This window comes from Flavobacterium sandaracinum, from assembly GCF_004349135.1.
In the GTDB taxonomy this organism is placed as follows: domain Bacteria; phylum Bacteroidota; class Bacteroidia; order Flavobacteriales; family Flavobacteriaceae; genus Flavobacterium; species Flavobacterium sandaracinum.
In genome coordinates, this window is record NZ_SMFN01000012.1 from 34,984 (window position 1) to 60,705 (window position 25,722).

25 protein-coding genes are annotated in these 25,722 nt (G+C 33.5%); 19 read left to right on the forward strand and 6 right to left on the reverse strand.

Annotated features, from left to right (window positions below; genetic code table 11):
* Positions 1-86 precede the first annotated feature (86 nt).
* Both E0F91_RS10960 and E0F91_RS10965 read left to right on the forward strand, forming a co-directional pair.
* Positions 87-896, forward strand: a complete 810-nt coding sequence (locus E0F91_RS10960; protein WP_132066581.1) for a DUF3822 family protein — start codon at positions 87-89, stop codon at positions 894-896.
* Positions 893-1,486, forward strand: a complete 594-nt coding sequence (locus E0F91_RS10965) for an RsmD family RNA methyltransferase (protein ID WP_132066582.1) — start codon at positions 893-895, stop codon at positions 1,484-1,486. Before E0F91_RS10960 ends, E0F91_RS10965 begins: the two co-directional genes overlap by 4 nt.
* A 15-nt stretch (positions 1,487-1,501) precedes the next feature.
* On the opposite strand, the gene E0F91_RS10970 is transcribed toward E0F91_RS10965, so the two are convergent.
* The gene (locus E0F91_RS10970; RefSeq protein ID WP_132066583.1) at positions 1,502-2,434 is read right to left on the reverse strand and encodes a ketopantoate reductase family protein; all 933 of its coding nucleotides are present in this window, start codon (positions 2,432-2,434) and stop codon (positions 1,502-1,504) included.
* A 166-nt stretch (positions 2,435-2,600) separates the two neighbouring features.
* Between E0F91_RS10970 and E0F91_RS10975 the strand changes: the two genes are divergently transcribed.
* The 6 genes from E0F91_RS10975 to E0F91_RS11000 all read left to right on the forward strand — a co-directional run bounded on the left by E0F91_RS10975 (position 2,601) and on the right by E0F91_RS11000 (position 8,847).
* Complete coding sequence (locus tag E0F91_RS10975) at positions 2,601-3,350, forward strand: LytR/AlgR family response regulator transcription factor (protein ID WP_132066584.1); 750 nt, start codon at positions 2,601-2,603, stop codon at positions 3,348-3,350.
* Positions 3,334-6,315 (forward strand): sensor histidine kinase, encoded by a 2,982-nt coding sequence (locus E0F91_RS10980; RefSeq protein ID WP_132066585.1) that lies wholly within the window; start codon positions 3,334-3,336, stop codon positions 6,313-6,315. The genes E0F91_RS10975 and E0F91_RS10980 overlap by 17 nt, the downstream gene beginning before the upstream one ends.
* Before the next feature lie 139 nt (positions 6,316-6,454).
* On the forward strand, positions 6,455-6,889 hold the full coding sequence (locus E0F91_RS10985) for a hypothetical protein (protein ID WP_132066586.1): 435 nt from the start codon (positions 6,455-6,457) through the stop codon (positions 6,887-6,889).
* Positions 6,890-6,959: 70 nt separating this feature from the next.
* Complete coding sequence (locus tag E0F91_RS10990; protein ID WP_132066587.1) at positions 6,960-7,676, forward strand: P-loop NTPase family protein; 717 nt, start codon at positions 6,960-6,962, stop codon at positions 7,674-7,676.
* A complete protein-coding gene (locus E0F91_RS10995; RefSeq protein ID WP_132066588.1) occupies positions 7,676-8,122 on the forward strand; it encodes a hypothetical protein in 447 nt (148 codons plus the stop codon). Before E0F91_RS10990 ends, E0F91_RS10995 begins: the two co-directional genes overlap by 1 nt.
* Positions 8,104-8,847, forward strand: coding sequence for a hypothetical protein (locus E0F91_RS11000; protein ID WP_132066589.1), 744 nt, complete (start codon positions 8,104-8,106; stop codon positions 8,845-8,847). The genes E0F91_RS10995 and E0F91_RS11000 overlap by 19 nt, the downstream gene beginning before the upstream one ends.
* A 215-nt stretch (positions 8,848-9,062) precedes the next feature.
* Here the strand turns inward: E0F91_RS11000 and E0F91_RS11005 are convergent, their stop codons facing one another.
* Positions 9,063-10,028 (reverse strand): helix-turn-helix transcriptional regulator, encoded by a 966-nt coding sequence (locus E0F91_RS11005; RefSeq protein WP_132066590.1) that lies wholly within the window; start codon positions 10,026-10,028, stop codon positions 9,063-9,065.
* A 76-nt stretch (positions 10,029-10,104) separates the two neighbouring features.
* On the opposite strand from E0F91_RS11005, the gene E0F91_RS11010 reads away from it, so the two are divergent.
* The 8 genes from E0F91_RS11010 (at position 10,105) to E0F91_RS11045 (ending at position 18,542) form a co-directional block, all read left to right on the forward strand.
* Positions 10,105-10,320 (forward strand): hypothetical protein, encoded by a 216-nt coding sequence (locus E0F91_RS11010; RefSeq protein ID WP_132066591.1) that lies wholly within the window; start codon positions 10,105-10,107, stop codon positions 10,318-10,320.
* Between the two features lie 61 nt (positions 10,321-10,381).
* Positions 10,382-10,636 carry a hypothetical protein gene (locus tag E0F91_RS11015; RefSeq protein ID WP_132066592.1) on the forward strand — a complete coding sequence of 85 codons (255 nt, stop codon included), beginning with the start codon at positions 10,382-10,384 and terminating at the stop codon, positions 10,634-10,636.
* 303 nt (positions 10,637-10,939) lie between these two features.
* A complete protein-coding gene (uvrA, locus tag E0F91_RS11020; protein ID WP_132066593.1) occupies positions 10,940-13,771 on the forward strand; it encodes an excinuclease ABC subunit UvrA in 2,832 nt (943 codons plus the stop codon).
* Positions 13,772-14,329: 558 nt separating this feature from the next.
* Complete coding sequence (porX, locus tag E0F91_RS11025) at positions 14,330-15,883, forward strand: T9SS response regulator signal transducer PorX (protein WP_132066594.1); 1,554 nt, start codon at positions 14,330-14,332, stop codon at positions 15,881-15,883.
* 65 nt (positions 15,884-15,948) lie between these two features.
* A complete protein-coding gene (gene tsaE / locus E0F91_RS11030; RefSeq protein WP_132066595.1) occupies positions 15,949-16,356 on the forward strand; it encodes a tRNA (adenosine(37)-N6)-threonylcarbamoyltransferase complex ATPase subunit type 1 TsaE in 408 nt (135 codons plus the stop codon).
* An 8-nt stretch (positions 16,357-16,364) separates the two neighbouring features.
* Entirely contained in the window at positions 16,365-16,841 is a 477-nt protein-coding gene (locus E0F91_RS11035; protein ID WP_132066596.1) for a GNAT family N-acetyltransferase, read from the forward strand.
* Positions 16,842-16,931: 90 nt separating this feature from the next.
* Entirely contained in the window at positions 16,932-18,131 is a 1,200-nt protein-coding gene (locus E0F91_RS11040; RefSeq protein ID WP_165930121.1) for an alanine dehydrogenase, read from the forward strand.
* Positions 18,132-18,167: 36 nt separating this feature from the next.
* The gene (locus E0F91_RS11045) at positions 18,168-18,542 is read left to right on the forward strand and encodes a DUF4258 domain-containing protein (protein ID WP_132066597.1); all 375 of its coding nucleotides are present in this window, start codon (positions 18,168-18,170) and stop codon (positions 18,540-18,542) included.
* A gap of 377 nt (positions 18,543-18,919) precedes the next feature.
* Here the strand turns inward: E0F91_RS11045 and ung are convergent, their stop codons facing one another.
* Positions 18,920-19,600 carry a uracil-DNA glycosylase gene (gene ung / locus E0F91_RS11050; protein ID WP_132066598.1) on the reverse strand — a complete coding sequence of 227 codons (681 nt, stop codon included), beginning with the start codon at positions 19,598-19,600 and terminating at the stop codon, positions 18,920-18,922.
* A gap of 147 nt (positions 19,601-19,747) precedes the next feature.
* Between ung and E0F91_RS11055 the strand changes: the two genes are divergently transcribed.
* From E0F91_RS11055 to E0F91_RS18100, 3 genes are all read left to right on the forward strand, one after another.
* Positions 19,748-21,916, forward strand: a complete 2,169-nt coding sequence (locus E0F91_RS11055) for an endonuclease MutS2 (protein WP_132066599.1) — start codon at positions 19,748-19,750, stop codon at positions 21,914-21,916.
* A gap of 96 nt (positions 21,917-22,012) precedes the next feature.
* The gene (locus E0F91_RS11060) at positions 22,013-22,429 is read left to right on the forward strand and encodes a thiol-disulfide oxidoreductase DCC family protein (protein ID WP_132066600.1); all 417 of its coding nucleotides are present in this window, start codon (positions 22,013-22,015) and stop codon (positions 22,427-22,429) included.
* Positions 22,430-22,506: 77 nt separating this feature from the next.
* Complete coding sequence (locus tag E0F91_RS18100; RefSeq protein ID WP_279432788.1) at positions 22,507-22,638, forward strand: hypothetical protein; 132 nt, start codon at positions 22,507-22,509, stop codon at positions 22,636-22,638.
* A 63-nt stretch (positions 22,639-22,701) separates the two neighbouring features.
* Here the strand turns inward: E0F91_RS18100 and ettA are convergent, their stop codons facing one another.
* The 3 genes from ettA to holA all read right to left on the reverse strand — a co-directional run bounded on the left by ettA (position 22,702) and on the right by holA (position 25,709).
* Positions 22,702-24,396 (reverse strand): energy-dependent translational throttle protein EttA, encoded by a 1,695-nt coding sequence (gene ettA, locus E0F91_RS11065; protein ID WP_073353164.1) that lies wholly within the window; start codon positions 24,394-24,396, stop codon positions 22,702-22,704.
* A gap of 50 nt (positions 24,397-24,446) precedes the next feature.
* On the reverse strand, positions 24,447-24,629 hold the full coding sequence (locus E0F91_RS11070; RefSeq protein WP_073353166.1) for a CAL67264 family membrane protein: 183 nt from the start codon (positions 24,627-24,629) through the stop codon (positions 24,447-24,449).
* Positions 24,630-24,704: 75 nt separating this feature from the next.
* Positions 24,705-25,709 (reverse strand): DNA polymerase III subunit delta, encoded by a 1,005-nt coding sequence (gene holA, locus E0F91_RS11075; RefSeq protein ID WP_132066601.1) that lies wholly within the window; start codon positions 25,707-25,709, stop codon positions 24,705-24,707.
* Positions 25,710-25,722 lie beyond the last annotated feature (13 nt).

Consider the following 25,722-nt stretch of genomic DNA (forward strand, 5'->3'; position numbering starts at 1 on the left):
ACATCAAATATAAGTATTAACTATCAATTACTATTAATAGTTATTATTATAATTTGTAAGTTTGCGTTATTGAAAAAATCAATAGCATGATAAACATAGCCGAAAAAAATTATAAAAAACTATCCATTCAAGTTTCCTTGACAGGACTTTCTTTTTGTTGTTTTGACACGCTAAATAATACCGTAATTTCATTCAACGAAGTACATTTTGATACGTTTCACAAAGCCACAAAAATTGAAGATTTGTTTGCTGATGCTTTCAATACTCATCCAGAATTAAAGGATTCATATGATGAAATTCTGGTGATTCACAATAACAATCTTTCTACTTTTGTACCGGAACCTTTATTTGACGAAAACTTTTTAGGCAGTTATTTACAATACAGTACTAAAGTATTTGAAACTGATTTTTTTGCTTTTGATGAGATTCCAAACTATCAAATGAACACTGTTTATATTCCCTACGTAAATATCAATAATTTTTTCATTGACCAATTTGGCTCTTTCGATTACAAACATGCCAATAGCATTTTGGTTTCCAAACTTTTAATTACTTCCAAAAATAAGGATGATAAAAAAATGTTTGTACATATTAATACCGGTCATTTTGAAATCATTGTGGTTCAGAACCAAAAATTATTACTTTTCAATTCTTTCGATTACACTACGCCCGAAGATTTCTTGTATTATATTTTATTCACGGCAGAGCAATTGAACTTGAATCCCGAAATCTTCCCATTGGAGCTAATCGGAAATATAGATACCGAAAGTGATTATTTCAAAATCGCTTACAAATTCATTCGCAACGTTTCCCTTATCGATGTGGAAGATTTGCGATGGAACAATTATTTTTCTGAGGCCGAAAACAGAAATCATTTTATACTTTTCAACTCATGAGAATCATTTCAGGAAAATACAAAGGAAGACGCATTTTTCCACCAAAAGGATTACCCGTTCGTCCTACTACCGATATGTCTAAAGAAGCATTATTTAATGTTTTGAACAACCATTTCAGTTTTGAAGGACTTAAAATATTAGATTTATTCGCAGGAACAGGAAATATCAGTTACGAGTTTGCTTCTCGCGGAAGCACGCCAATCACATCAGTTGATGGTGATTTTGGTTGTGTAAAATTTATCAAGCAAGTCGCAGCCGAATATGATTTTAATATTGCTGCCACAAAAAGTGATGTTTTTACGTATTTAGAAAGATGTAAAACATCCTACGATATTATTTTTGCAGATCCACCTTATGCTTTGGACCAAAAAACTTTCGAAAAAATCATCCTTTTAGTTTTCGAAAAAGAATTGCTTAATGAAGATGGAATGATGGTAATTGAACATTCGAAATATACCAAGCTAGATCACATGATTCACTTTTCATTTCAAAAAAGTTATGGAGGTTCTATTTTTAGTTTCTTCGAATTAGGGAATAACGAGGAGGAAGAAGCTGAGGAATCAATAGAAGACGATAGCGAAGAGGAATAATCCCATTTTATCTAATTAGGAAGTTGAAACACGTGACAATTTATCCAAAACCATTTGATACGTTGGTGTTTCAATTTCATACTTAGCGCCTTCATTCACCACAAATTCAGTCAAAGAAGCTAGTTCTATTTTTCGTCCTGCTATCAAATCCCGATGCATGGAGGAAGTAGCATCATGCGGTGTTTTTTCTAATTTTAGAATGGTTTGCATAACAATGTCAGCTGGTAAACTCAATCCTTTTACGGCAGCAATCATCGTAATTTCGTTTAATAAGGCAACATACACAGACCGACTCGATTGACTATCTAAAATTTCGCTAATATTTTGATTCAAATACGAAGTAGCTGAAGCCAATGCCGAGATAAAAATGAATTTCTCCCAAACGGTTTCTTCGATGTTCTCCACCAAATAACTTTCCATTTTCGCATTTTCAAGAATAGATTGTAATTTATTTAATACAGTAAGGGGAGCAGTTGCTGATCCAAAAAATAGTTTTTCAAAAGGCCCCACTTTTCTGATCACTCCAGGCGATACAATCATCGACACAATGTAAACGCAGCCTTGTAAAACTTCATTCTCAGGAAATAAAGCACTAATGCGCTCTGGCGCATCAACACCATTATACAACGGCAGAATTACTGTGTTTTTAGTAATACATTTTTTAATAGCAAGAAGACTCTCTTCAATATCATAGGTTTTGGTGGCGCAAATAAGAAAATCAAGTTTTCCAATTATTACTGGGTCATTAGAAACGACAGTTGGAAAAACGATTGACTCCTTTTCTTCAGTAGTAATTTTGAGTCCGTTCTTCGCAATTATTTTTTGAGTTTCACCCCTTGCAATAAATACAATTTCGATTGTATCTGATTCAAAATAAGCTTTTGCTAGTAACCCGCCAAAATAGCCTCCAACTCCACCCATTCCTAAAATTCCGATTCTTGTTCGCATACTTATTTTACTGTTTCAGATTTTATCAAAAGTAGCAAAATCTTTAACATAAACTTCTAAACTGTTGTATCGAAAGAATAAATCAAAATGGTAACTTTTATTTTGCAAAAAAAATAGTACATTTAAAGATTTTTTCATTTTTATAATTCATAAATATTTCTTTTGCATGTTAATAAAAACTATCATCGTTGATGATGATCTAAAATCTAGAGAACTAATCCAAACCTTTTGCGATTTATATAGCGATAACAAAATACAAATTTTAGATTTGTGCAATTCTGTTGATTCAGCTATTATTTCTATCGAAAAGAACAAGCCTGATTTAGTTTTTTTAGACATCGATATGCCTGGAAAAAATGGTTTTGAATTAGTAAATCATTTCACTAAAATAGATTTTGAAATTGTTTTTATAACAGGACATGCCAACCAATTTACCAAAGCTATAGAGATCAGTGCCCTTAATTACTTAATGAAACCTATTAACCCCTTAAATATAAAATCTATAGTAGAGCGTTTCGAAGATAAGATTCTATTGTCAGACAGCATCAATCGGATTGAAATTTTAAAAAATAATTTAAAAGGCGATAAGAAATCGATTGTTTTTCCAAATAATGATGGCTTTACAGTAGCCGAAATTTCAGAAATTCGGTATTGTGAAACAAGCAATGGCGATGGCAAATGCAAAATCATGCTTAATAATGAGTCTATAATTGTCTCAAAATCTTTGAGTACTTTATTTCTATTACTTCCAAATCATACATTTCTAAAGGTAAGTGCTAGCGCGGTAATAAATAAGAATTTCATAAAATCTTTTGATAGTAAAAAGTTTGTTTTAATGATGAAAAACGAATACCAAATTAAGGTTTCAGAAAAATATTACACTAAAACCAGCTTAATGAATGCGCTTGAAAATTAAATATCCCTTTTATCTTTTAATCCTTTTCTACAGTTGTATTTGGGGCCAAATAAAACCTTCAAGAAACTACACAACTGCGGATGGTTTGCCTAACAACGCAGTACGATCCCTGTATTTAGACAAAAATTCCGATTTATGGATTGGTACTGAAAATGGAATATCCAAATTAGAAAATGGTTCTTTTACCAATTTACCTCTTCCGGAAAGCATTGCAAACAAAAGCTGTTGGGACATTTCACAAGATGAAAACGGCGACATGTGGTTTGCCAGTTACGGTGGAGGTGTTTACAAATTTGATGGTATAAATTTTACTTTCCTCAACAAAAAAAATGGTTTGCCAGTGGATCGTGTCCGAAAACTATTTTCACACAATGGCAAAATGTATATTGGCACTGAACTTGGTGTGGCAATTATTGACATCAAAACAAATCGTGTTTTTTCTCCAAAAGGAATAAAACCACATTTTGGCGTATTCATCGTGACAGATTTTTTTATTCACAAGAATCAAATCTACTTCTCCACTTCTAACGAAGGTTTGTTTAAAATCTCTACTATTAATAATGTACCAACAATTGAGCATGTTCTGAATTATCAAAACGTTTTTAGTTTAGGATATTACAATAACATTCTTTTTAGTGGAAATAAAGGGTTTGTTAATTATTTTAAAATTGAAGATGTAATTTCTCAAAAAATAAAAACACAAACTTTTGGAAAAACTACTGTTTGGGATTTTACTAAAGACAATAAAAATATTATTTATGCAGCCGCCTGGGGCATTTATGATTTAAGCGGAGGCTTGTTTCAAGTAAAAAATAATCAATTACAAAATATTTCAGAGGAATATGGGATTGATTCTAAAAATTTACTAAGTGTTGTCTGTAACAATAAAAAAAATATTCTTTACGTAGGGTCAAAAGACAAAGGTATTTACGAAATTCATTTGGACGAAACTATTGATTATAATCCATTTAACGATAAAGCAATTGTTGATTTTGAAACTTTAGACAGTGAAAAAATCATACTTCATCAAGATGGAATTTCGTTTCTAGATGCCAATAATTCCATCTCAAAAATAATTTCTGCTTTTGATTTTAAAAAATTTGAAATTGCTTACATTAACAATTCAAAACAAAGATTGCCAAATCACGCTGATGGTTTTTATGAACTAAATTACAATATCCCAGCACCAGAAATCGAGTTTTATGAAATACTAAAACATCAAAAATCACTTTGGATTACGAGTAATATTGGTGTTTTCGAAATGAATTTTGAGGGTAAAATCATAAATTATCTCCCTATTCACAGTTATAAAATTGGTTTTACAAGTGATAATCAATTTATAGAAACCATTCCTTACGCAGGTGTTCGAGTGTATGATGATGTGTATCATTTAAAAGCCAAACACTTTTCAGAAATTGATAAAAACACTCCTTTGGATGTTGTTGGAATAGTAAATTCAAATGATAAAACCTATTTGATTTCAGTGTTTCAAGGATTATTTGTGCATCAAAACCATAAATTCCAATCGCTGCTAAAAGCAAATATGTGGAAGGAAAGCAAACTAAAATTCATCACCAAAAACAAAAAAGGCAATTTAATTATCGCTTCAGAATTTGGTGCTGTTTCAGTAATTGATGATTCCAATTCATTTCGAATACTACAAACCATCCCAAAAAATCAAATTATAGGGAACACTATAACTTTTCTGGAGAGTTATAAAGATTTCATTTTGATTGGAACTGAAAAAGGAATTAACATCTACCGAAACGGAATAATACAATTGTTTGATAAAGAACAAGGCCTAAAAGATGCTGTAATTAGTAGTTCGCATATTTTTGAAAAGCAATTATATCTGGGTACCAAGAAGGGATTTTACACCATTGATTTACATAAACTTACAGCAAATAAAAATACCGTTTCGAGTATCGAGATCCGATCAATAGCTATCAATTCAATACCTATGAGTGCAACCAATTATCGTTGGTTTACCTATAATTCTAACGAATTGGTTTGCGATTACCAGCACAACACTATCGCAGTAGATTTTGTACCAAAAGGACATTCCTTTCCTAATAAATTAAAATTCAGATACCGCTTAAAAAAGACAAATCGTTGGAGTCCGTACTCCGAAAAGCCTTTTATTTATTTGTCCTATTTGCCTAATGACACCTATCATTTAGAAATTGAAGTTTTAGATTTGAATGCGGGAAAAACGTCGCGTTTTAATATTTTGAAAATCAGAATTCAACCGCCTTTCTGGAAAACGGTTTGGTTTTATGGTTTACTAGGAACCCTATTGGTTTTAGGTATTGTTTTTATAATTTTAAGAATAAAAAAACGAGCGGTTCAAAAAGCCGAAACCGAAAATCAAATTGCTAAAGCAAAACTTGAAACCTTATTGAGCCAAATGAATCCTCATTTTACATTCAATGCTTTAAATACGATTCAGAGTTTTGTTTTTAATAAAGACGCCCATAATTCGGCTGTTTACATTAGTGAAGTTGCTAGTTTAATGCGTCAAACATTAGATAACTCCGCCTCACAAACCATCACCATTGCGGATGAAATTGAGTATTTAAGGACTTACATTGCAATAGAAAACCAACGTTTTGATAATCGCATTCAATTTGAAATACTGCTTGATGACGCCATGAACAAGGAAGCTGTTGAAATTCCAACTATGTTGCTGCAACCTTTTGTAGAAAATATTTTTAAACACGCTTTTGATGACGAATCACTGCATCCTGCTTTTAAAATTGATTTTGTTTTGCTTCAAAAAGAATTATTGCAAATCGCAATTTCTGACAATGGAAAAGGTAAAACCAAAGCTATAAAAAATCACTTTTCCCGAGGAATTTTAATCGCTACTGAACGCCTAAAAATTATGCAACCCACCAATTTTGATCCCATTCAAATTGATTTTTCAGAAACCGGAACTACAGTAAAAATCCGATTAATAATTTAGCTCAAAGAACATAACAGCACAGAATACCTATTTTACAAGACAGATACCCCAAATTACATTTTGGGGTTTTTTATTGTAATTTATCTTTTTAGTTTTGGGTTTTAACCTACGAAAAACAGCAAATACCATTTAATTCCAAATGGCAAATCCAAATCGCCCTTATAGTCGCCTAGCAATCGATAAAGTATTTTCAAAAACTAAAGCTGCGATGCAACAAGCTGCGCTAATTCGTGGCGGGGATGGCTTAGCACTTTACACTGACGTTTACACAGGCAAAAGATTACGTGGTGGAGATCCTTACGACTACGAACACCTGCGCTCTTCCGAAGCAGTTCACACTCAATTTAAATCTCTTTTAACTGACGAGCAAATAGCTTTAGTTGTTAACTGTCCAGAAAATATTGGGGTAACCCTTACTTTTATTAATAAATCTAAAGGGAAAAGAAAAATGGAAGATTGGCTCAGTAATCCTGCAAACCTAACAGCCAACAGGATTGATTTGAAATTGACTTTGTCTAATTTAAAAAAAGCTGATGAGGGGATTGAAAAAATGGTTAAGAGTTTAATGAAATAAAAAAAAAGAGTGACAGGAATTGACAGTTACGAATATTAATTTTGATAATAAATTTAAATAATTAAAAATAATGAATATAAAAAAAGTTGGTAAAATTTTAGGAGGAGTTGCAATTGGTGTAGGTGCAGTTGCTGCGGCACCTTTCACGGGAGGTGGTTCTCTTTTAGCAGGTGCAGCTGCACTTGGATTAGGAACCACAGCTGCTGTAGTTGGTGCTGTAGTTGCAGGCGCAGCCGGAGGAGGTATTGTAAGTTATTTTTCGGGAGAAAAGATAGATTGTAAACTCGGGATGATAGGTATGAAATCATCAGGTAAAACTACGTTATTGAAAAATTTAGGAGGTGTCAAGGAAGTAAAAGTAAACACATATAAAGATGATTATGAAAGTTTTGTTTATACAATAAGTACCGATAAAAAAATATTTATTGACAAAGGAAAGGATATAGGAGGTAACAAACCTTTAATGGCTAATTATAAAGAAATTATTGAAAATAATAATGTTATATTTTATTTTTTTAATATTCACCTGTACCTAACAGAAGATGACTATAGACGTGAGTGTAATAGTCGCCTCCACAGTATTCATTCATATATAAAAGATAAAAAGGTTGCTTTAATTGCATCACACCCTGACCAATCAAATCTTTTAAAAAGCAAACTTGAGGAAGAAATTCTAAATCAAGTTAGTAATAAAGATTATTCAAAATTATTCAATGATAATTTATACGTTGTTAATTTGACAGACAAAAATGAATTCAAAATATTAATTGAAAAAATATTTAGCTAATGAAAAGGATTTTATTTTCACAAAACGAAAGCGCAATAAAAGATGACTATTTTGTTATTGATGGGGTTGTTGAATTAGATAATGTTTCGAATTTATCTTTAAAAGCATTTCAAATTATTAATGATGTTGAAAATTGGAAAGTTATTTATAAAGACACCGAGTTAGAAATTAGAAAAAAAGGAGAATTTTTAAGTATCAAATCACATTATATAAATAAGGATGAATCGGACAGGTTTATTTTTTATATTTATTATGTAGAAACCAATGACATTAGTCTTATGATAAATCTTTTAAAAGAAGATTCTTTAAAAATCAATAAAGAATTAGCTTTTGAAACAGAAAAATTAATTGATAAATTAAATAAAAACGCGGGTCTCAAGAAAATATTAATTGGAATTATTGCCGCAATAGTAATAAGTTTTATAGTATGGGAAATAGTAAAATAGTATTGTTTGAAGAGGACGAAAGGTCTTTAAATTACAAATTTGAAAAATTTGCAGATAGATTAAATTCAACAGAGATTTTATCATTAGAGTATGATAAAGATAAATTTCTTAATGATTATGAAATAGTTGGTCAAGAACCTGAAATAGGTTCGGTTTATTATAAACATCCGAGCAAACCTAATTGTTATGTAAATAGTAGTTTGGGAGAATATTTTTTTATGCAAGAAAAAATTGAGGTTTATGGAAAGATTGCACAATTATTAGGAGCTACTGGTTTTGAAGCTACAGTAGTTTTAGATAGTCAAGAAAAAAAGATAAAAGTTGTAAATGGAGATATACAATATCAAGTCGTCAAAATTGAAGGAGATCGCAAGGAAGAGCAAACTAAGAAAATTATTCAAAGTTTACAACTAAACAGAAAAATCACAATAGAGCCTCATTTTGACAAAAACAGCAGTTATAATAAGGCTTGCGAGTTTTTAAAAAGCAATAATTTTACTTCTGATCCAAGTTTAAATAGTCTTTTAGAGTCTAGAAATCCAGATAATGGTTCCGTTACTCAAGAGCAAACTATAAAAATAGAACTGACAAGCGAATATAATGAACTTTTAGAAATTTCAGCAGGTTTGGAAGTTATGAAAGAGGTTTTTAAATTAAATATGAGTTTTTCTGAAAAATTTGAATCAATAAAAAAGGTTAATCTTGATATGAAGATTTATTTTTAAATGAATACAACAGCGACTTAAATATTAAATCCTTACGGGCAATTAATAATTTAATCTAAAAAAATGAAAACACATTATTTTATTGGAAAAACAGGGATTTATTTAAAACTTGGACCAGCATCTTCAGGTAGAAAAGGAAAAACATTGTTTTACTACCCTTTTTAAGTAAATTCAAAAAACCTCTTAATTTCAAAGTTAAGAGTTTTTTTTTATTCTTATAAATACCCTTCCAACCCTTTCCTCAATTCCTCCCTAATTTCCTCCACTAACCATTTGGGCTCCATAACCTTAACCAAACTCCCATATTTTAAAACATGCTGGCGGAACTCAAAATTAGGATGAATCAGTAATTCAATGTCAAAAGTTTTTTCATTATTGAGATTAATTTCCTCTTGGGAACTATGTAGAGGCAATGATTCCAAATAAGGTTTTTGGGAAATATGAAATGAAAGTTTTATAGATTCTAATTTATGATCCACGTAGTTTAAACCAATTACGCTACTGAATTTGTCTTTTGCTTCTTCCGTTTTTGGTTTAAACTTTTTAGTGCCAATTATTATGTTTCCTATTCTGTCAATTCCAAAAGTACGGTACCCTTTTTCGGTTTCGCCTATGGCATACCAGCGGTTTTGGTATTGTTTCAGAAAATAGGGCTTTAGAGTATATTGTTGTTCTTTGCCATGATAAAAACTATTGTGAATAAAACTTATTGGTACGTTTTTTTGAATAGCTTCTAAAACAATTTTAAAATTCGGTATCGTTTCTATTGCCGCTTTGTTTTCAAATTTTACAAAAGATAATGTATTATTATTCTCGTTTAAATTGGCAGAAAGCTGTTCGGCAGTGGCTAGAATTTCCATGTGGCTGAGAAAAGATTCAATATTCATTGATTTTTCTTCATCCAAATAAAACCCTTCATTACTTCTGGAATGTTTAATTATAATCCCATAATCGTCCCTTAGAGTAGCTTTTATTCTATGAAAGGTGCGTTCACTAATTTTATTATCTCTGTTGGTGCTGATGTATTTAATTAGATTTTCCATACTCTCAAAAGGAGATTTTCTGAGAATTTCGACCAATTGTTTTGTTTGATAAACTTGTGGTGTGTTAAGATGTTTTTGCTCTTTACTTTCTTTTTTCATATTCCAAAAATAGAAATTCAAACTGACTATTAGTGTCATTTTAGATTTATTTTTCACTGACAATAAATGGCATTATCGATTTATATTTTCGCATTCTAATTGTAAAACACCTATCATGAAAAATCTATTCAAAAAACAAAACACAGCAATGGACTTTAGTAGTTTAAGCACCATCTTAACCTCAGGAGCTGCCGCTGGAATGGCAATTGCAAACCATCTTGGTAAAAACCCACAAACAGGAGGCATTATTGGAGTTGGGCTGTCGCTTTTAGTTACAGGCTTAATGACCGCTATGGAAGATGAAATTCCTCCTAAAAACTCAAACAATTAATATAGCTATATAAACCGTTTATCATTTTTAACTAGACGAAGGTCACAACACATTCAAAATTATGTTATTTCAAGCCTTATTAAACATTATTATCTTTTTTATCAAGTGCCTAGTTTGGATTGCCTTTGTATTGGCAGCAATTCCATTTGGGATTTACATGCTTTTATTGGAATGGTTCCCAGAATTCACATTAGCTTATGGTTTTGGATTTTGGTCCGTTTTCTCTATTTTATCAATTATAGGTTTCATAGTACTCTGGAAACCAATAGTCTGGATCGTAGGGATTTTGCAAACACTAGGATTAGGTATGGAATAAAAAAATAACAAAAAACGCTAGCTTGATTGTTAGCGTTTTTAATACCTATTTAAAAATTAAGTTATGAAAACGAAACTTGTACTATAGCCCCGATTGAAGTGAAAATCCTTGTACGGCAAGTTTTTTTTGCCGTTCAAGATTGCAACGGAAAGCGGGACGAATCGTTGATGAAAAACGAATTGCTCTGCTCCCATCATTTATTGCACTTTCTATACTCTTTCGATTCCTATTTTAACATAAACTTCTAAACTGTTGTATCGAAAGAATAAATCAAAATGGTAACTTTGCGTTTTGCAAAAAATTATGCTAGACAAAGACAATACCATTGAAGTTCAAGGCGCTCGCGTGCACAACTTAAAAAATATAGATGTTTCCATTCCTCGAGAAAAACTGGTTGTAATTACTGGTTTATCTGGTTCTGGAAAATCATCCTTAGCTTTTGATACTATTTATGCCGAAGGGCAGCGCCGTTATGTAGAAACCTTTTCTGCTTATGCGCGTCAATTTTTAGGCGGGTTAGAACGTCCTGATGTAGATAAAATTGACGGTCTTTCGCCAGTAATTGCTATTGAACAAAAAACGACTAGCAAGAGCCCACGTTCTACAGTGGGAACCATTACTGAAATTTACGATTTCCTTCGTTTGTTGTATGCTCGTGGTGCCGATGCGTATAGCTACAATACCGGCGAAAAAATGGTTTCGTATTCTGATGAGCAAATCAAGGATTTAATAATTCAAGATTTTACAGGTAAAAGAATCAATATTTTGGCTCCAGTTATTCGGGCTAGAAAAGGACATTATGCCGAACTTTTTCAACAAATTGCCAAGCAAGGTTTCCTTAAAGTTCGGGTGAATGGTGATGTGCTGGATATTACTTTGGGAATGAAACTAGACCGTTATAAAACTCACGATATCGAAATTGTTGTGGACAGAATGGTGATTGAGGACACTCCTGATAATGAAAAACGATTAACAGAAAGCATTAATACGGCCATGCATCATGGCGAAAATGTATTGATGGTTTTAGACCAAGATTCAAACGAAGTGCGTTTTTTTAGTCGGAATTTAATGTGTCCTACAACTGGAATTTCGTATCAGAATCCTGAACCCAATTTATTTTCTTTTAACTCTCCAAAAGGTGCTTGCGATCATTGTAACGGTTTAGGAACAGTAAACGAAATCAATCCTAAAAAGATTATTCCAAACCCTAAATTATCCATAAAAGCAGGTGGTTTTGCTCCGTTAGGCGAATACAAATCATCATGGATTTTTAAGCAATTGGAAATAATAGGCGAAAAATATGGTTTTAAATTGACGGATGCTGTATCAACCATTCCTGACGAAGCAATGGAAATGATCTTGAATGGCGGAAAAGAAAAATTCACCATCAACTCTAAAGATTTAGGTGTTGCCCGAGACTACAAAATTGATTTTGAAGGTATTTCGCATTTCATCAAAAATCAACATGACGAAAGCGGTTCCACGACTATAAAACGTTGGGCAAAGGAATTCATGGACGAAATAAAATGTCCCGTTTGTGAAGGTTCTCGCTTGAAAAAAGAAGCACAGTTCTTTAAAATCAATGAAAAAAATATTACCGAATTGTGCGATATGGACATTTCGGATTTGACGGCTTGGTTTCATGATTTAGACAGTCATTTATCTGATAAACAAAAGCGTATCGCTACTGAAGTAATCAAAGAGATTAAGGACAGATTGAATTTCTTGATGAATGTCGGTTTGAATTATTTGGCTTTAAGCCGAAGTTCAAAATCCCTTTCGGGTGGTGAAGCACAACGAATTCGGTTGGCTACGCAAATTGGTTCACAGTTGGTTGGTGTGTTGTACATTCTGGATGAACCAAGTATTGGTTTGCACCAAAGAGACAACGAAAAACTAATTCATTCGCTGGAACAATTGCGCGATATTGGAAACTCTGTAATTGTGGTAGAACACGATAAAGACATGATTGAACGTGCCGATTATGTGATTGATATTGGTCCAAAAGCCGGAAAATATGGCGGCGAAATTATCAGTAAAGGAACACCTGCTGAAATCTTGAAACACCATACCATTACAGCGATGTACATGAACGGCGAAATGAAAATTGAAGTTCCAAAAAAACGTAGAGAAGGAAATGGAAAATTCCTAAAACTAACGGGAGCAACAGGAAACAACTTGAAAAATGTTTCTATAGAATTGCCGTTGGGCAAAATGATTTGCGTAACGGGAGTTTCTGGAAGCGGAAAATCAACATTGATTAATGAGACGCTCTACCCTATTTTGAACGCTTATTATTTTAATGGAGTCAAAAAGCCAAAACCCTATAAAAAAATAGAAGGCTTGGAACATATCGATAAAGTAATTGATATCGACCAAAGCCCAATTGGTAGAACGCCACGTAGTAATCCAGCAACGTATACCGAAGTTTTTACCGAAATAAGAAATCTCTTTACGATGACTTCCGAAAGTATGATTCGGGGTTATAAAGCGGGACGTTTTAGTTTTAATGTCAAAGGCGGCCGTTGTGAAACCTGCGAAGGTTCTGGTGTGCGAACAATTGAAATGAACTTTCTGCCGGACGTTTATGTAGAATGTGAAACCTGTCAAGGAAAACGTTTTAACAGAGAAACACTGGAAATTCGATACAAAGGAAAATCCATTTCGGATGTACTGAATATGACAGTTGACGAAGCAGTTCCGTTTTTTGAAATGATTCCGAAGATTTACCGAAAAGTAAAAACGATTCAGGATGTTGGTTTGGGTTATATAACTCTGGGTCAACAAAGTACGACACTTTCCGGTGGTGAAGCGCAACGCATTAAACTGGCGGGAGAGTTGTCTAAAAAAGATACTGGAAATACCTTTTATATTCTGGATGAGCCCACCACTGGCTTGCATTTTGAAGATATCAGAGTGTTGATGGAAGTAATTAATAAACTGGTAGATAAAGGAAATACCATATTGATTATCGAACACAATATGGATGTGATTAAACTAGCGGATTATATTATTGACATTGGTCCTGAAGGCGGAAAAGGCGGCGGACAGCTTATTGCCAAAGGAACTCCTGAGGAGGTTGCTAAAAGCAAAAAAAGTTATACCGCTCCATTTTTGAAAAAAGAATTACAATAGCTTTTTATAAAATTAGTGCACTTAATTGTATTTATACCAACATGCAATTAAGTGCTAATTATTAATATAGATACAACTATTCAGCTTTTCACAACTGCAGCTACCATGCAATCTCCTTTTGCAACATTACCCATTTCAAAAAAAAAGCACCTTAAGCAATCAATTATCCCTTTTTTTCTGGTTAAACTACTATTTAGGACTCTTTTGAGTATCAAATAGGGACTGTTTCTATTTTCTTATAGCTAATTTATATATTTATTTTTATTTTGTACTGCTAAAGTCCAAGTATGCTTCCGATTGCGTGAGTGATGGAAGCGGCATCCTTTCCTTTTTTCTTTAAAAAAGGAAAGATACAGCTTACAGCACGACCCAGACGGAGTTTACGGAGGCTGGGGCACGCCCAAAAGTAAACGCAAAGTGAGCAAATACTACATTGTAATTTATAATTTGAAATAGTAGAATCTTTAAAAATTATCATAATATTAGTAGATAGGAGTTGCAAAAAAATGTAATTTGGCACTTTGAATTACTACTTTACAACACTTGTTTATAGAACTTATGGATAAAATAAAAATACTTTGGGTGGATGACGAAATCGACCTTTTGAAACCACATATATTATTTTTGGAGAAAAAAAATTACGAGGTAACTACTTGTAATAACGGGCTTGATGCCATTACTATTTTTGAGGAAAACAATTTTGATATTGTTTTCTTAGACGAAAACATGCCTGGAATGAGCGGTTTAGAAACGTTATCAGAGATGAAGGAGAAAAAATCTTCGATTCCTATGATTATGATTACTAAAAGCGAGGAAGAATATATTATGGAGGAAGCCATAGGTTCTAAAATTGCTGATTATTTGATCAAACCTGTGAACCCGAACCAAATTTTGTTGAGTTTGAAAAAAAATCTCGATCATTCCCGATTAATTTCTCAAAAAACAACTTTGGATTATCAAAAGGAATTTAGAAAAATCACGATGGAAATGGCGATGGTGAATTCCTATGAAGACTGGATTGAGTTATACAAGAAATTGATTTTTTGGGAACTGGAATTGGAGAATATCAATGATCAAAGTATGGTTGAAATTTTGGAATCCCAGAAAACAGAAGCCAATTCCCAATTTGGAAAATTCATTGAGCGCAATTACGAGGATTGGTTTGCACCAAAAGCGGATAAACCGGTTCAATCGCACACACTATTCAAAGAATTAGTCCTTCCTGAACTCAAGAAAAAGGACAAGCCTATTTTGTTTGTCGTAATTGACAACCTGCGCTACGACCAATGGAAGACCTTTGAAAGTGTAGTTGGAAATTACTATAAACTAGAAAAAGAAGTGCCTTACTACTCTATTCTTCCTACAGCGACACAATATGCGAGAAACGCTATTTTTTCTGGTTTAACACCATTAGAGATGGAGAAACAGTTTCCTCAATACTGGAAAAATGACCCCGAAGAAGGAGGAAAAAATCTGTTTGAAGCGGAATTTTTAACGGCACAGTTGAAGCGATTGGGCTTAAATATCAAGGAAGATTATTTTAAAATCACCAGTCTTGCCGGCGGAAAAAAATTAGCCGAAAGCTTCAAAGCCTTAAAAGATAATGATTTAGTAACCGTGGTATACAACTTTGTAGACATGCTTTCTCACGCCAAAACAGAAATGGATGTGGTCAAAGAATTGGCTTCTGATGATAAAGCGTACCGCTCCCTAACGTTGAGTTGGTTTAAAAATTCCCCACTGTTAGAAATCATTCAACAGGCCCAAAAAATGGGCTTCAAATTGATTCTAACCACCGATCACGGAACAATAAACGTAAAAAATCCTTCGAAGGTGGTAGGTGATAAAAACACCAGCTTAAATTTACGTTACAAAACCGGACGTAGTTTGACGTACGAACACAAAGATGTTTATGCGGTGAAAGAGCCAAAAAATATTGGTTTGCCTACCATAAACATGAGTAGTTCTTATATTTTTGCAAAAAATGATTTGTTTTTAGCGTATGTCAACAATTACAATCATTATGTGAGTTATTACAAAAACACGTATCAGCACGGTGGAATTTCATTGGAAGAAATGATTATTCCGTTTTTAGTTTTTAATCCAAAATAAAAAAGTAGTCAGTCTCAGTTTTAAGTGTTTGGCAAGAAACTTAAACTTTAAACAATTTTATAAAAATGAACATCATTTTTTCTATCGACCAACTCGAGGAAGTTGCTCAGCAAATTATAACCAATAATCCTAAAAAAGTGATCCTTTTTCATGGAGAAATGGGTGTTGGAAAAACGACTCTAATTAAACAATTATGTAAAACACTTGGGGTAGTTGGAGCAACAAGCAGTCCCACCTTTTCTTTAGTTAATGAGTACGAAGCGGATGCAAATCAACTCGTTTATCATTTTGATTTTTACAGATTAAACAAAGAAGAGGAGGCTTTAGACATGGGTATTGATGATTATTTGTATTCCGGTAATTGGTGTTTTATTGAATGGGCAGAAAAGATTCCAAATTTGATTCCTGAAACCCATTCCGTAATAACTATTTCGCAGCTTCCTGATGGAAAACGTTCTTTAACCTTAAGTTAAAAATAATTATGAGTTTAGACGATACTGTTGAAATTATACCCTTTTCACCTGCGTATAAAGAAGCTATAAAAACATTAAATCTGGAATGGCTGAAAAAATATTTCAGGGTCGAACCCAAAGATGAAATTGTACTCTCCGATCCTCAAGGCCAAATTATAGACAAAGGTGGAATGATTTTTTATGCCCAATATAATGAGATTATTGTAGGCACTGTTTCTTTGATAAAAATTGACAATACGACTTTTGAATTGAGCAAAATGGCGGTTCAAGATGGCTTACAAGGTTTGGGTATCGGTAAAAAATTAATACTACACTGCTTAGCTGTTGCTAAAGAAAATGGAATGGAGAAACTAATTTTATATTCGAATAGGAAATTACTACCTGCCATTCATTTATACGAGAAATATGGTTTTTTAGAGGTGCCATTGGAAGGTGGTGTTTATGAAAGAGCCGACATAAAGATGGAACGCACCATCCACTACTAATTTTATCAAGTGGTAATGCATTTATCAAAATGCATTAGTATTTTTTATAAAACTTTTTGCGTAAATTGTACCCTTAATTTAACAACATCAATGTCAATAACTATAACGCCATTCACTAAACAACAATTATTACCACAAGAGGAAAAATTGGAGATTGCAAGACAAAAAAGCGAACTTTTTATTGGTATTCCAAAAGAAACGAGTCACCAAGAACGTCGCATTTGCCTTACTCCTGATGCGGTAAACTCGCTGACTTATCATGGACATCGCGTAATGATTGAAGCGGGAGCGGGATTGAGTTCGAGTTATACTGACAAAGAATATTCTGATGCAGGTGCCGAAATGACTAATGACACTAAAAAAGTATTCAGTTGTCCAATGATTTTAAAAGTGGAACCTGCAACACTAGCAGAAATTGCTATGATGAATCCACAGACGATTCTTTTGTCAGCCATTCAGTTAAAGACCCGAAAAAAAACATATTTCGAGGCTTTAAGCAAAAAGAAAATTACTGCATTAGCTTTTGAATATATTAAAGACGAAGACGGAACCTATCCTGCGGTTAAATCGTTGAGTGAGATTGCCGGTACAGCCTCGGTACTGATTGCAGCTGAGCTAATGATTACCAATGAATTCGGAAAAGGATTATTGTTTGGCAATATCACCGGCGTACCCCCTACAGATGTAGTAATTATAGGAGCGGGAACTGTAGGTGAATTTGCTGCCAAAACGGCGATTGGATTAGGTGCATCTGTTAAAGTTTTTGATAATTCCATCACTAAATTACGTAGACTTCAAAACAATTTAAACCAAAGAATTTTCACTTCAACCATTCAACCCAAAGCATTACTAAAAGCACTCAGACGATGTGATGTAGCTATTGGTGCCATGCGAGGCAAGGATCGCTGTCCTGTAATAGTAACGGAAACGATGGTCGAGCACATGAAAAACGGAGCCGTAATTGTAGATGTGAGTATTGATACAGGAGGTTGTTTTGAAACTTCAGAAGTGACCTCGCATGAAAAACCAACCTTCATCAAGAACAATGTGCTGCACTATTGCGTGCCCAATATCCCTTCCCGATATTCTAAAACGGCATCATTATCCATCAGCAATATTATTTCCCCTTACTTAATGAAAATTGCAGAAGATGGCGGTATAGAAAGTGCCATCCGTTGTGATAAAGGATTAAAAAATGGGGTCTATATGTACCACGGAATCTTGACAAATAGTGCCATCGGTGATTGGTTTGATTTACCGTATAACGATATCAATTTAATTGTTTTTTAAGAAAACTTTCAGCTACCTTTGCCAAAAATATAATTCATGAAGTTTATACACCGTTTTGCCTATTATTTGGTAGGTTTAGTAATAGGACTTTTTTTTGTTGCTTTAATTTTTAGTGGCAAAGACACCCGCTGTAATTATTTTCCAAACGCCAGAGTACTGAATGATTTGAGGAATAAACCCTTTTACTATTCCGATAAAGCTTCCGTAATTTTGGGTGAAAAATGGATTGATACAGCCGATATAAAGAATACATTGCAATTTGGTGACGTAGATTTCGACCAAAGTAACGTAGTCCTAAAAAAAGGAAAACTGTACATCATAGAAGGTAAAACAATCAAAAACCAAGAGGTGACTTTGAAAGTCATTAATTACGCTGATAAAGCTGTATTAGAGGATATTATAAAAAAATAAACTCTGAAAATAATCTTAATTAGAACCTGATTTTCTAGTCTTCTATTGAGTATCTGGGCGTGCCCCTCCGTAAAAACTTCGGGTCCTGCTGTCCGTTCCCGCTTTTTTTTCGAGGCCAAAAAACCTCTCAAAAAAGAGCTCCACTCCCATCACTCACGCAAAACAATGCACAAGAAGACGTAATTTTTTTAACAAAACATTTAGAGACTACGCGTTCTCAGATTTGGTTTTCAAATTAAAATCTGTACCATTAAATCCGTACCACTAAATAGGTCTTGAAAATTGATGCAATTTGCGGCAAAATATCTTTTTTAGTCGATAAAGCAAAAGGTACTAAAAGCACAAAGTTTTAGGTTCTGGTGGTGAAATACCGAAAATCATTCTACTGAAATCCAATCAATTAACGCTTTATTGTTCTGCTTTAAATATGCATTTGTTTTACTAAAATGCTTATTACCAAACCATTTTCCTTGATTCGCACTCAATGGCGATGGATGTCCGGACTCCAAAACTAAATGTTTATTTCGGTCTATTCTAAGTCCTTTTTTATGGGCAAAAGCTCCCCAAAGCAAGAAAACAACCTGCTCTTTTTCCTCCGAAATTTTTTGAATTATCGCATCAGTAAAAAGATTCCATTTTAAATGTTTATGACTGTTGGCTGTGTCTTCCCTAACTGTTAGCGAAGCATTCAACAATATAACTCCTTGTTTTGCCCAAGATTCCAAATTTCCAGAATTGGGCAGGAAAATAGTTCCATAATCGTCGCTTAGCTCTCTAAAAACATTGCGCAAGGAAGGTGGAATTCGAACGCCATCATTAACAGAGAAACACAAACCATTCGCTTCACCTTTACCATGATACGGGTCTTGACCAATAATAACCACTTTAACATCTTTGAAACTGCAATAATTAAACGCAGCAAAAATCAGTTCTTTCGGAGGATAACAAGTATGATTTTTATATTCCTCATCAACATTTTCTATTAATTCCTGAAAATAGGGTTTCTGGATTTCATCAGATAAAATAGATTTCCAATTGGGATTGAAGTTGATTTGCATAGTTAAATATTTATAAAACAAATATACAGAGAGAATCGTTTTTTTGAATCCTAAAAAGGATAATAAACATTCATTAATTCTTTGTGAAAGTCTGTTAAATAGTCTTAACTATTAGCTATTTTTGTGTTGAAAAGAATAATACGATAAATGATATCCATCACCGAAAAAACATTACAAGATTTACAATTCCCAACGGTACTCGAAACCATTTCGACCATTTGTAATACTGACATTGGAAAACAAAAAGCATTAGAAATCACTCCTTTTAAAGACAAGGAAACATTGATGCAAGCATTAATGCAAACTTCAGAATATGTTTCGTCTTTCCAAAATAACAATGCGATTCCCAATCATGGTTTTGATGCTATCACGCATGAAATAAAGTTTCTGGCCATTGAAGACAGTTTCTTGGAAGTGGGCAGTTTTAGAAAAATCGCTACCATTTCTTCAACAGTAAATTTCCTGTTGAGTTTTTTGAGAAAATTCGAGGATTATTATCCAAACATAAACGCAAGAGCAAACCAAGTCGAACTGACCAAAGAAATCATCACGATGGTGGACGAAGTAGTCGATAAATATGGCGAAATTAAAGACAATGCATCACCGGATTTATTGAACATCCGTCGCAGTATGAATGCTGTTCGCGGAAAAGTCAATCAAAGTTTTGGCACAGCATTGACCCAATACAATGCTTTAGGATATTTAGACGATATCAAAGAAAGTTTTGTTCAAAACAGACGCGTTTTAGCAGTTTTAGCGATGTATCGCCGTAAGGTCAAAGGATCTATTTTGGGCAGTTCCAAGACAGGAAGTATTGCCTATATTGAGCCGGAAGCTACTTTACAATATTCCCGAGAATTGAGTAATTTAGAATACGAAGAAAAAGAAGAAATCACCCGAATCTTAAAACAGTTATCGAATTATATTCGTCCTTTTTTACCGTTGTTGATCAAATACCAAGATTTTCTTAGTGATATTGATGTAATTGCTGCCAAAGCAAAATATGCGAATAAAATCAATGGAATTTTACCAACAATTACAGAGGAACGCCGCCTTTATTTTAGAGAGGCCTACCATCCTATTCTGTATCTGAACAACAAACAGAAAAATGAAATTACACATCCGCAAACTATTGAACTAGGGCAAGAAAACAGAATCATTGTTATTTCAGGTCCTAATGCCGGTGGAAAAACCATTTCGTTAAAAACCGTAGGACTGCTGCAATTAATGCTGCAATCTGGAATGCTAATTCCCGTACACGAACGCAGTGAAACGTTTCTTTTTGATCGAATATTAACAGATATTGGAGACAATCAATCTATTGAAAATCATCTAAGTACATACAGTTACCGATTAAAAAACATGAACTACTTTTTAAAGAAGTGCAATAGGAAAACCATGTTCCTTATTGATGAATTTGGTACGGGTTCAGATCCTGAATTAGGAGGTGCTTTAGCCGAAATTTTCTTGGAAGAATTCTACCATCGAGAAGCTTTTGGTATTATTACAACGCATTATTCAAACCTAAAAATTCTGGCTAACGAATTGCCTTTTGCCACCAATGCCAACATGCTTTTTGATGAAAAATCATTGGAACCCATGTATAAATTAGCTTTGGGACAAGCTGGAAGTTCCTTTACGTTTGAAGTGGCTTTGAAAAACGGAATTCCTTTCAGCTTAATCAATCGAGCCAAAAAGAAAATTGAAGTTGGAAAAGTACGTTTTGACAAAACTATTGCCACGCTTCAGAAAGAACGTTCAAAAATGGAGAAAACTTCTCAGACGCTAAAAGAGGAAGAAACTAAAGCGCGCGAAGAAGGTAAAAAAATGGAAACTATCAATGTAAAAATAAAACAAAAACTGGAAAGCTATCAGGAATTGTATGATAGTAATCAGAAAACGATTTATATAGGTACTAAAATAGAAGATATTGCGGAGAAATATTTCAACAATAAGAACAAGAAGGAATTACTTGGCGAATTTTTAAAAATAATTGAAATAGAAAATTCAAAACGCAAAAAAGCTTCAACTAAAGAGAGCAAAGCATTAATAGAAAAGAAGAAAGAAGTCATTCAAGAAGTGACTATTCAAGTTGAAGAAATTAGAAAAGAAAAGAAGGAAAAGAAACTAAAAGTAGTGGTTGAAAAACCTAAACACATTCTAAAAGTAGGTGATCGCGTGCGCATGTTTGATGGTAAAGCAGTGGGAACCCTTGATGCGATAGAAAAAAATAAAGCAACGGTAAACTATGGCGTATTCACTTCAAAAGTAAGTCTTGAAGCACTGGAGTTTGTTGAGGCTGGTAAAAGTAAATAAGACACCCTAGGAACGAATCAATCGCACTAACAGGAGTTATGATAGGAGTAATTAGAATAGAAATCCAATTCCTTGTATACTTCAATTTAAAAATATATGGATAAATTACCTAAACATAAAAAAATAATCCTGTTTGATGGCCTATGCAATTTGTGTGATTCAGCGGTGCAATTTATAATTAAGCATGACCAAAAAGACATTTTTAGATTTGTATCCTTGCAATCTGATTTAGGACAAGAAATTATTACACATTTAGGAATTGACACACATAAAACAGATAGTATTATTTTGTATCAGCCCGATTTTGCCTATTATTATAAGTCGGAAGCTGCACTGGAAATTGCTAAAAATTTAGGTGGAATATTTTATTTTGCCAACCTATTTTCTATAGTACCGGTATCATTTAGCAACTATATTTATGATTACATTGCAAAAAACCGCTACAAATGGTATGGTAAAAAGGACCACTGCATGATTCCCACCAAGGAGTTGCAAGCCAAATTTTTAGAATAAACGACCAAGCATGATATTTATCATGACTTTTACTTATTATCAATACTATATTTGGCCCAACTTAAAATAAATAAATCATGAAAGACACTACACTTTTTTCTTGGGATAACGGAACTTTTATAATGGTTGTCGTATTCGGTTTAGTAATCATTGGAATCGTTTCTGCCGTTTTTATTATGATGAATTCTGATAAAAAAATAAAAAAATAGCAAAAAAAAGAGGATGACCAATTTTGGACATCCTCTTGCTATTATTACGCTAAACAGAAGAAATTAACTTCTAATTAGTTTTCTATATTTCAATCGTTTTGGAGTTAAATCCCCACCTAAACGTTTCTTTTTATTTTCCTCATATTCAGAGAAACCACCCTCAAAATAATACACTTCAGAGTTACCTTCAAAAGCTAGAATGTGCGTACAAATTCTGTCTAAAAACCATCTATCGTGAGAAATTACTACTGCGCAACCTGCAAAATTTTCTAAACCTTCTTCCAAAGCACGAAGCGTATTGATATCCAAATCATTCGTTGGCTCATCCAGTAACAAAACGTTTCCTTCCTCTTTTAATGTCATGGCAAGATGTAAACGGTTTCTTTCTCCACCTGAAAGCATCGAAACTTTCTTGTTTTGCTCTCCACCACCAAAATTAAATCTTGATAAATAAGCTCTTGAATTCACTTGCTTTCCACCCATCATAATCAATTCTTGACCGTCAGCGAAGTTTTCCCAAATTGATTTTTCAGGATTAATATTTGAATGTGCTTGATCAACATAAGCAATCTTTACAGTATCCCCAATTAAGAACTCACCTGAATCTGGCTTCTCTTCACCCATTATCATTTTGAAAATAGTTGATTTACCCGCACCATTTGGCCCAATAATCCCAACAATTCCTGCTTGTGGTAATGTAAAGTTTAAATTATCATAAAGTAATTTTTCCCCAAATGCTTTAGACACATTCTTAGCCTCAATTACATTTGTTCCTAAACGTGGACCATTTGGAATGTAAATTTCTAAATTTTCATCCAATTGTTTTTGGTCTTCATTCAATAATTTATCGTAGTTCTGTAAACGCGCTTTTTGCTTCGTCTGACGACCTTTGGCACCTTGACGAACCCAATCCAACTCACGTTCTAAATTTTTTCTACGTTTGGAAGCTGTTTTTTCTTCTAATGCCATACGGCTTGATTTTTGGTCCAACCAAGAAGAATAATTCCCTTTCCAAGGAATTCCTTCTCCTCTATCTAGTTCTAAAATCCAACCAGCCACATTGTCCAAGAAATACCTATCGTGTGTTACTGCAATTACAGTTCCGGCATATTGTGCTAAATGTTGTTCTAACCAAAGTACACTTTCCGCATCCAAGTGATTGGTAGGTTCATCTAGAAGCAAAACATCCGGTTGTTGCAATAACAAACGACATAAAGCTACACGACGACGTTCTCCTCCAGATAAATTCTTAATTGGAGTATCACCTTCAGGAGTACGCAAGGCATCCATGGCGATTTCTAATTTAGTGTCAATTTCCCATGCACCTAATGCATCAATTTTATCTTGTAAAAGCGCTTGACGGTCCATCAACTGCTCCATTTTGTCTGCATTTTCATAGACTTCCGGCAAGCCAAAACTATCATTAATTTTATTGAATTCGTCTAAAACAGCCATTGTCTCAGCCACTCCTTCTCTTACAATTTCAATCACCGTTTTGCTATCATCTAAAATAGGCTCTTGTTCTAAATAGCCTACGGTATATCCTGGTGCAAAAACTACATCACCTTGATAATTTTTATCAACACCTGCAATTATCTTTAACAAAGAAGACTTTCCAGATCCATTTAAACCCAAAATACCAATTTTAGCTCCATAAAAGAAACTCAAATAAATATTTTTAAGTACTGGTTTATCTGCTCCTTGATAAGTTTTACTCAATTTGGACATTGAGAAGATTACTTTTTTATCGTCTGCCATTTTTTTTAATTTAAAATTTAAAATTTAAAATTCAACATTTGAAATAACTATTATAGTCTGCCCTTGAGCGAACTGAAAACCCATGCGTTAGCTAAAAAACCAACTCCTACGGCAGCAAAGCCCCAACCTGCAACGTCATCGTACCTAAAAGCACCTAAGCCAATAAGTAATAAACCCATGATAATCATTATAAGCGTGGCCCAACCTAGGATCGTATTTTTATTCATTGCCATATTTATGGAATTTCGTTTTTAATTCCCATTCTGAAACCTCATAAAGGGTTTGCAAATATCGGGATTTTTTACCCTTTAATTAAATATTTTATAAAGCATTTCTCTTAATAAGTCGGATTGCGACAAAGCATTGGCACCAACACCTTTACTTTTGACATCAATTTCACGCAGAGCTGTTACAATTTGACTCACTTTTTTCATCGGATAATTCTTCAAAGCCACATCATATTCTTTTAAAAAGAATGGATTTACGCCTATTACCGCTGCTACTTTTTTTGGATTTCTGTCCTTCAAACCGTGATACTTCAGCAATTGGATAAAAAAACCAAAAACTAAACTAGTCGTCACCACCATTGGATTATCTTTTGGATTCTGGGCAAAATTTTCAGCAATGGTATAGGCTTTTAATTGGTTGCGTTCACCAAGTGCTTTTCGCAATTCAAATACATTGAAATCTTTACTGAATCCTATATTTTCCTCAATATCCTTTGGACTTATCGTACTTCCAACTGGCAAAATAATTTGTAATTTTTCGAGTTCATTATTTATTTTGCTCAAGTCTGTTCCCAAGAATTCTACTAACATCGCTGTAGCTTTGGGTTCAATAGCATATTTTTTACCAGCGAGGACGCGTTTAATCCAGTCCCCAACTTGATTTTCATATAATTTTTTGCTTTCATACAGCACGCCTGATTTAGCCAATAGTTTGGTCAGTTTTTTTCGCTTGTCCAACGTCTTGTATTTATAACAAAAAACCAAAACCGTTGTCGCCATTGGGTTTTCAGCATAGCTTTCGAGTTTGTCAATAGTACGAATTAGATCCTGTGCTTCCTTAACAATTACAACCTGCCGTTCTGCCATCATTGGATACCGTTTGGCTGTAGAAATAATATCTTCGATTGTAACATCTCTGCCGTACAAAACCGTTTGATTGAATCCTTTTTCCTCTTCCGTAAGCACTTTCCCTTCAATATAGTCTGATAATTTATCGATGTAATATGGCTCTTCACCCATCAAAAAATAAAGCGGTTTAATGTTGCCCCCTTTTATATCATTTACAATTTTTAGTACTTCGTCCATTTTTATATTTTAT

What these genes read in the sequence shown, in the direction of transcription:
- E0F91_RS10990 (WP_132066587.1), top strand. Translation starts at nt 6,960, where the DNA reads ATGAATATAAAAAAAGTTGGTAAAATTTTAGGAGGAGTTGCAATTGGT.
- E0F91_RS11055 (WP_132066599.1), top strand. Translation starts at nt 19,748, where the DNA reads ATGATATCCATCACCGAAAAAACATTACAAGATTTACAATTCCCAACG.
- porX (WP_132066594.1), top strand. Translation starts at nt 14,330, where the DNA reads ATGGATAAAATAAAAATACTTTGGGTGGATGACGAAATCGACCTTTTG.
- E0F91_RS11005 (WP_132066590.1), bottom strand. Translation starts at nt 10,028, where the DNA reads ATGACACTAATAGTCAGTTTGAATTTCTATTTTTGGAATATGAAAAAA.
- E0F91_RS10960 (WP_132066581.1), top strand. Translation starts at nt 87, where the DNA reads ATGATAAACATAGCCGAAAAAAATTATAAAAAACTATCCATTCAAGTT.
- E0F91_RS10970 (WP_132066583.1), bottom strand. Translation starts at nt 2,434, where the DNA reads ATGCGAACAAGAATCGGAATTTTAGGAATGGGTGGAGTTGGAGGCTAT.
- E0F91_RS10995 (WP_132066588.1), top strand. Translation starts at nt 7,676, where the DNA reads ATGAAAAGGATTTTATTTTCACAAAACGAAAGCGCAATAAAAGATGAC.
- E0F91_RS10980 (WP_132066585.1), top strand. Translation starts at nt 3,334, where the DNA reads ATGCGCTTGAAAATTAAATATCCCTTTTATCTTTTAATCCTTTTCTAC.
- E0F91_RS10975 (WP_132066584.1), top strand. Translation starts at nt 2,601, where the DNA reads ATGTTAATAAAAACTATCATCGTTGATGATGATCTAAAATCTAGAGAA.
- ung (WP_132066598.1), bottom strand. Translation starts at nt 19,600, where the DNA reads ATGCAAATCAACTTCAATCCCAATTGGAAATCTATTTTATCTGATGAA.
- E0F91_RS11060 (WP_132066600.1), top strand. Translation starts at nt 22,013, where the DNA reads ATGGATAAATTACCTAAACATAAAAAAATAATCCTGTTTGATGGCCTA.
- ettA (WP_073353164.1), bottom strand. Translation starts at nt 24,396, where the DNA reads ATGGCAGACGATAAAAAAGTAATCTTCTCAATGTCCAAATTGAGTAAA.
- E0F91_RS11040 (WP_165930121.1), top strand. Translation starts at nt 16,932, where the DNA reads ATGTCAATAACTATAACGCCATTCACTAAACAACAATTATTACCACAA.
- E0F91_RS11015 (WP_132066592.1), top strand. Translation starts at nt 10,382, where the DNA reads ATGTTATTTCAAGCCTTATTAAACATTATTATCTTTTTTATCAAGTGC.
- E0F91_RS18100 (WP_279432788.1), top strand. Translation starts at nt 22,507, where the DNA reads ATGAAAGACACTACACTTTTTTCTTGGGATAACGGAACTTTTATAATG.
- E0F91_RS11000 (WP_132066589.1), top strand. Translation starts at nt 8,104, where the DNA reads ATGGGAAATAGTAAAATAGTATTGTTTGAAGAGGACGAAAGGTCTTTA.
- E0F91_RS10985 (WP_132066586.1), top strand. Translation starts at nt 6,455, where the DNA reads ATGGCAAATCCAAATCGCCCTTATAGTCGCCTAGCAATCGATAAAGTA.
- E0F91_RS11010 (WP_132066591.1), top strand. Translation starts at nt 10,105, where the DNA reads ATGAAAAATCTATTCAAAAAACAAAACACAGCAATGGACTTTAGTAGT.
- holA (WP_132066601.1), bottom strand. Translation starts at nt 25,709, where the DNA reads ATGGACGAAGTACTAAAAATTGTAAATGATATAAAAGGGGGCAACATT.
- uvrA (WP_132066593.1), top strand. Translation starts at nt 10,940, where the DNA reads ATGCTAGACAAAGACAATACCATTGAAGTTCAAGGCGCTCGCGTGCAC.
- E0F91_RS11035 (WP_132066596.1), top strand. Translation starts at nt 16,365, where the DNA reads ATGAGTTTAGACGATACTGTTGAAATTATACCCTTTTCACCTGCGTAT.
- E0F91_RS11045 (WP_132066597.1), top strand. Translation starts at nt 18,168, where the DNA reads ATGAAGTTTATACACCGTTTTGCCTATTATTTGGTAGGTTTAGTAATA.
- tsaE (WP_132066595.1), top strand. Translation starts at nt 15,949, where the DNA reads ATGAACATCATTTTTTCTATCGACCAACTCGAGGAAGTTGCTCAGCAA.
- E0F91_RS10965 (WP_132066582.1), top strand. Translation starts at nt 893, where the DNA reads ATGAGAATCATTTCAGGAAAATACAAAGGAAGACGCATTTTTCCACCA.
- E0F91_RS11070 (WP_073353166.1), bottom strand. Translation starts at nt 24,629, where the DNA reads ATGGCAATGAATAAAAATACGATCCTAGGTTGGGCCACGCTTATAATG.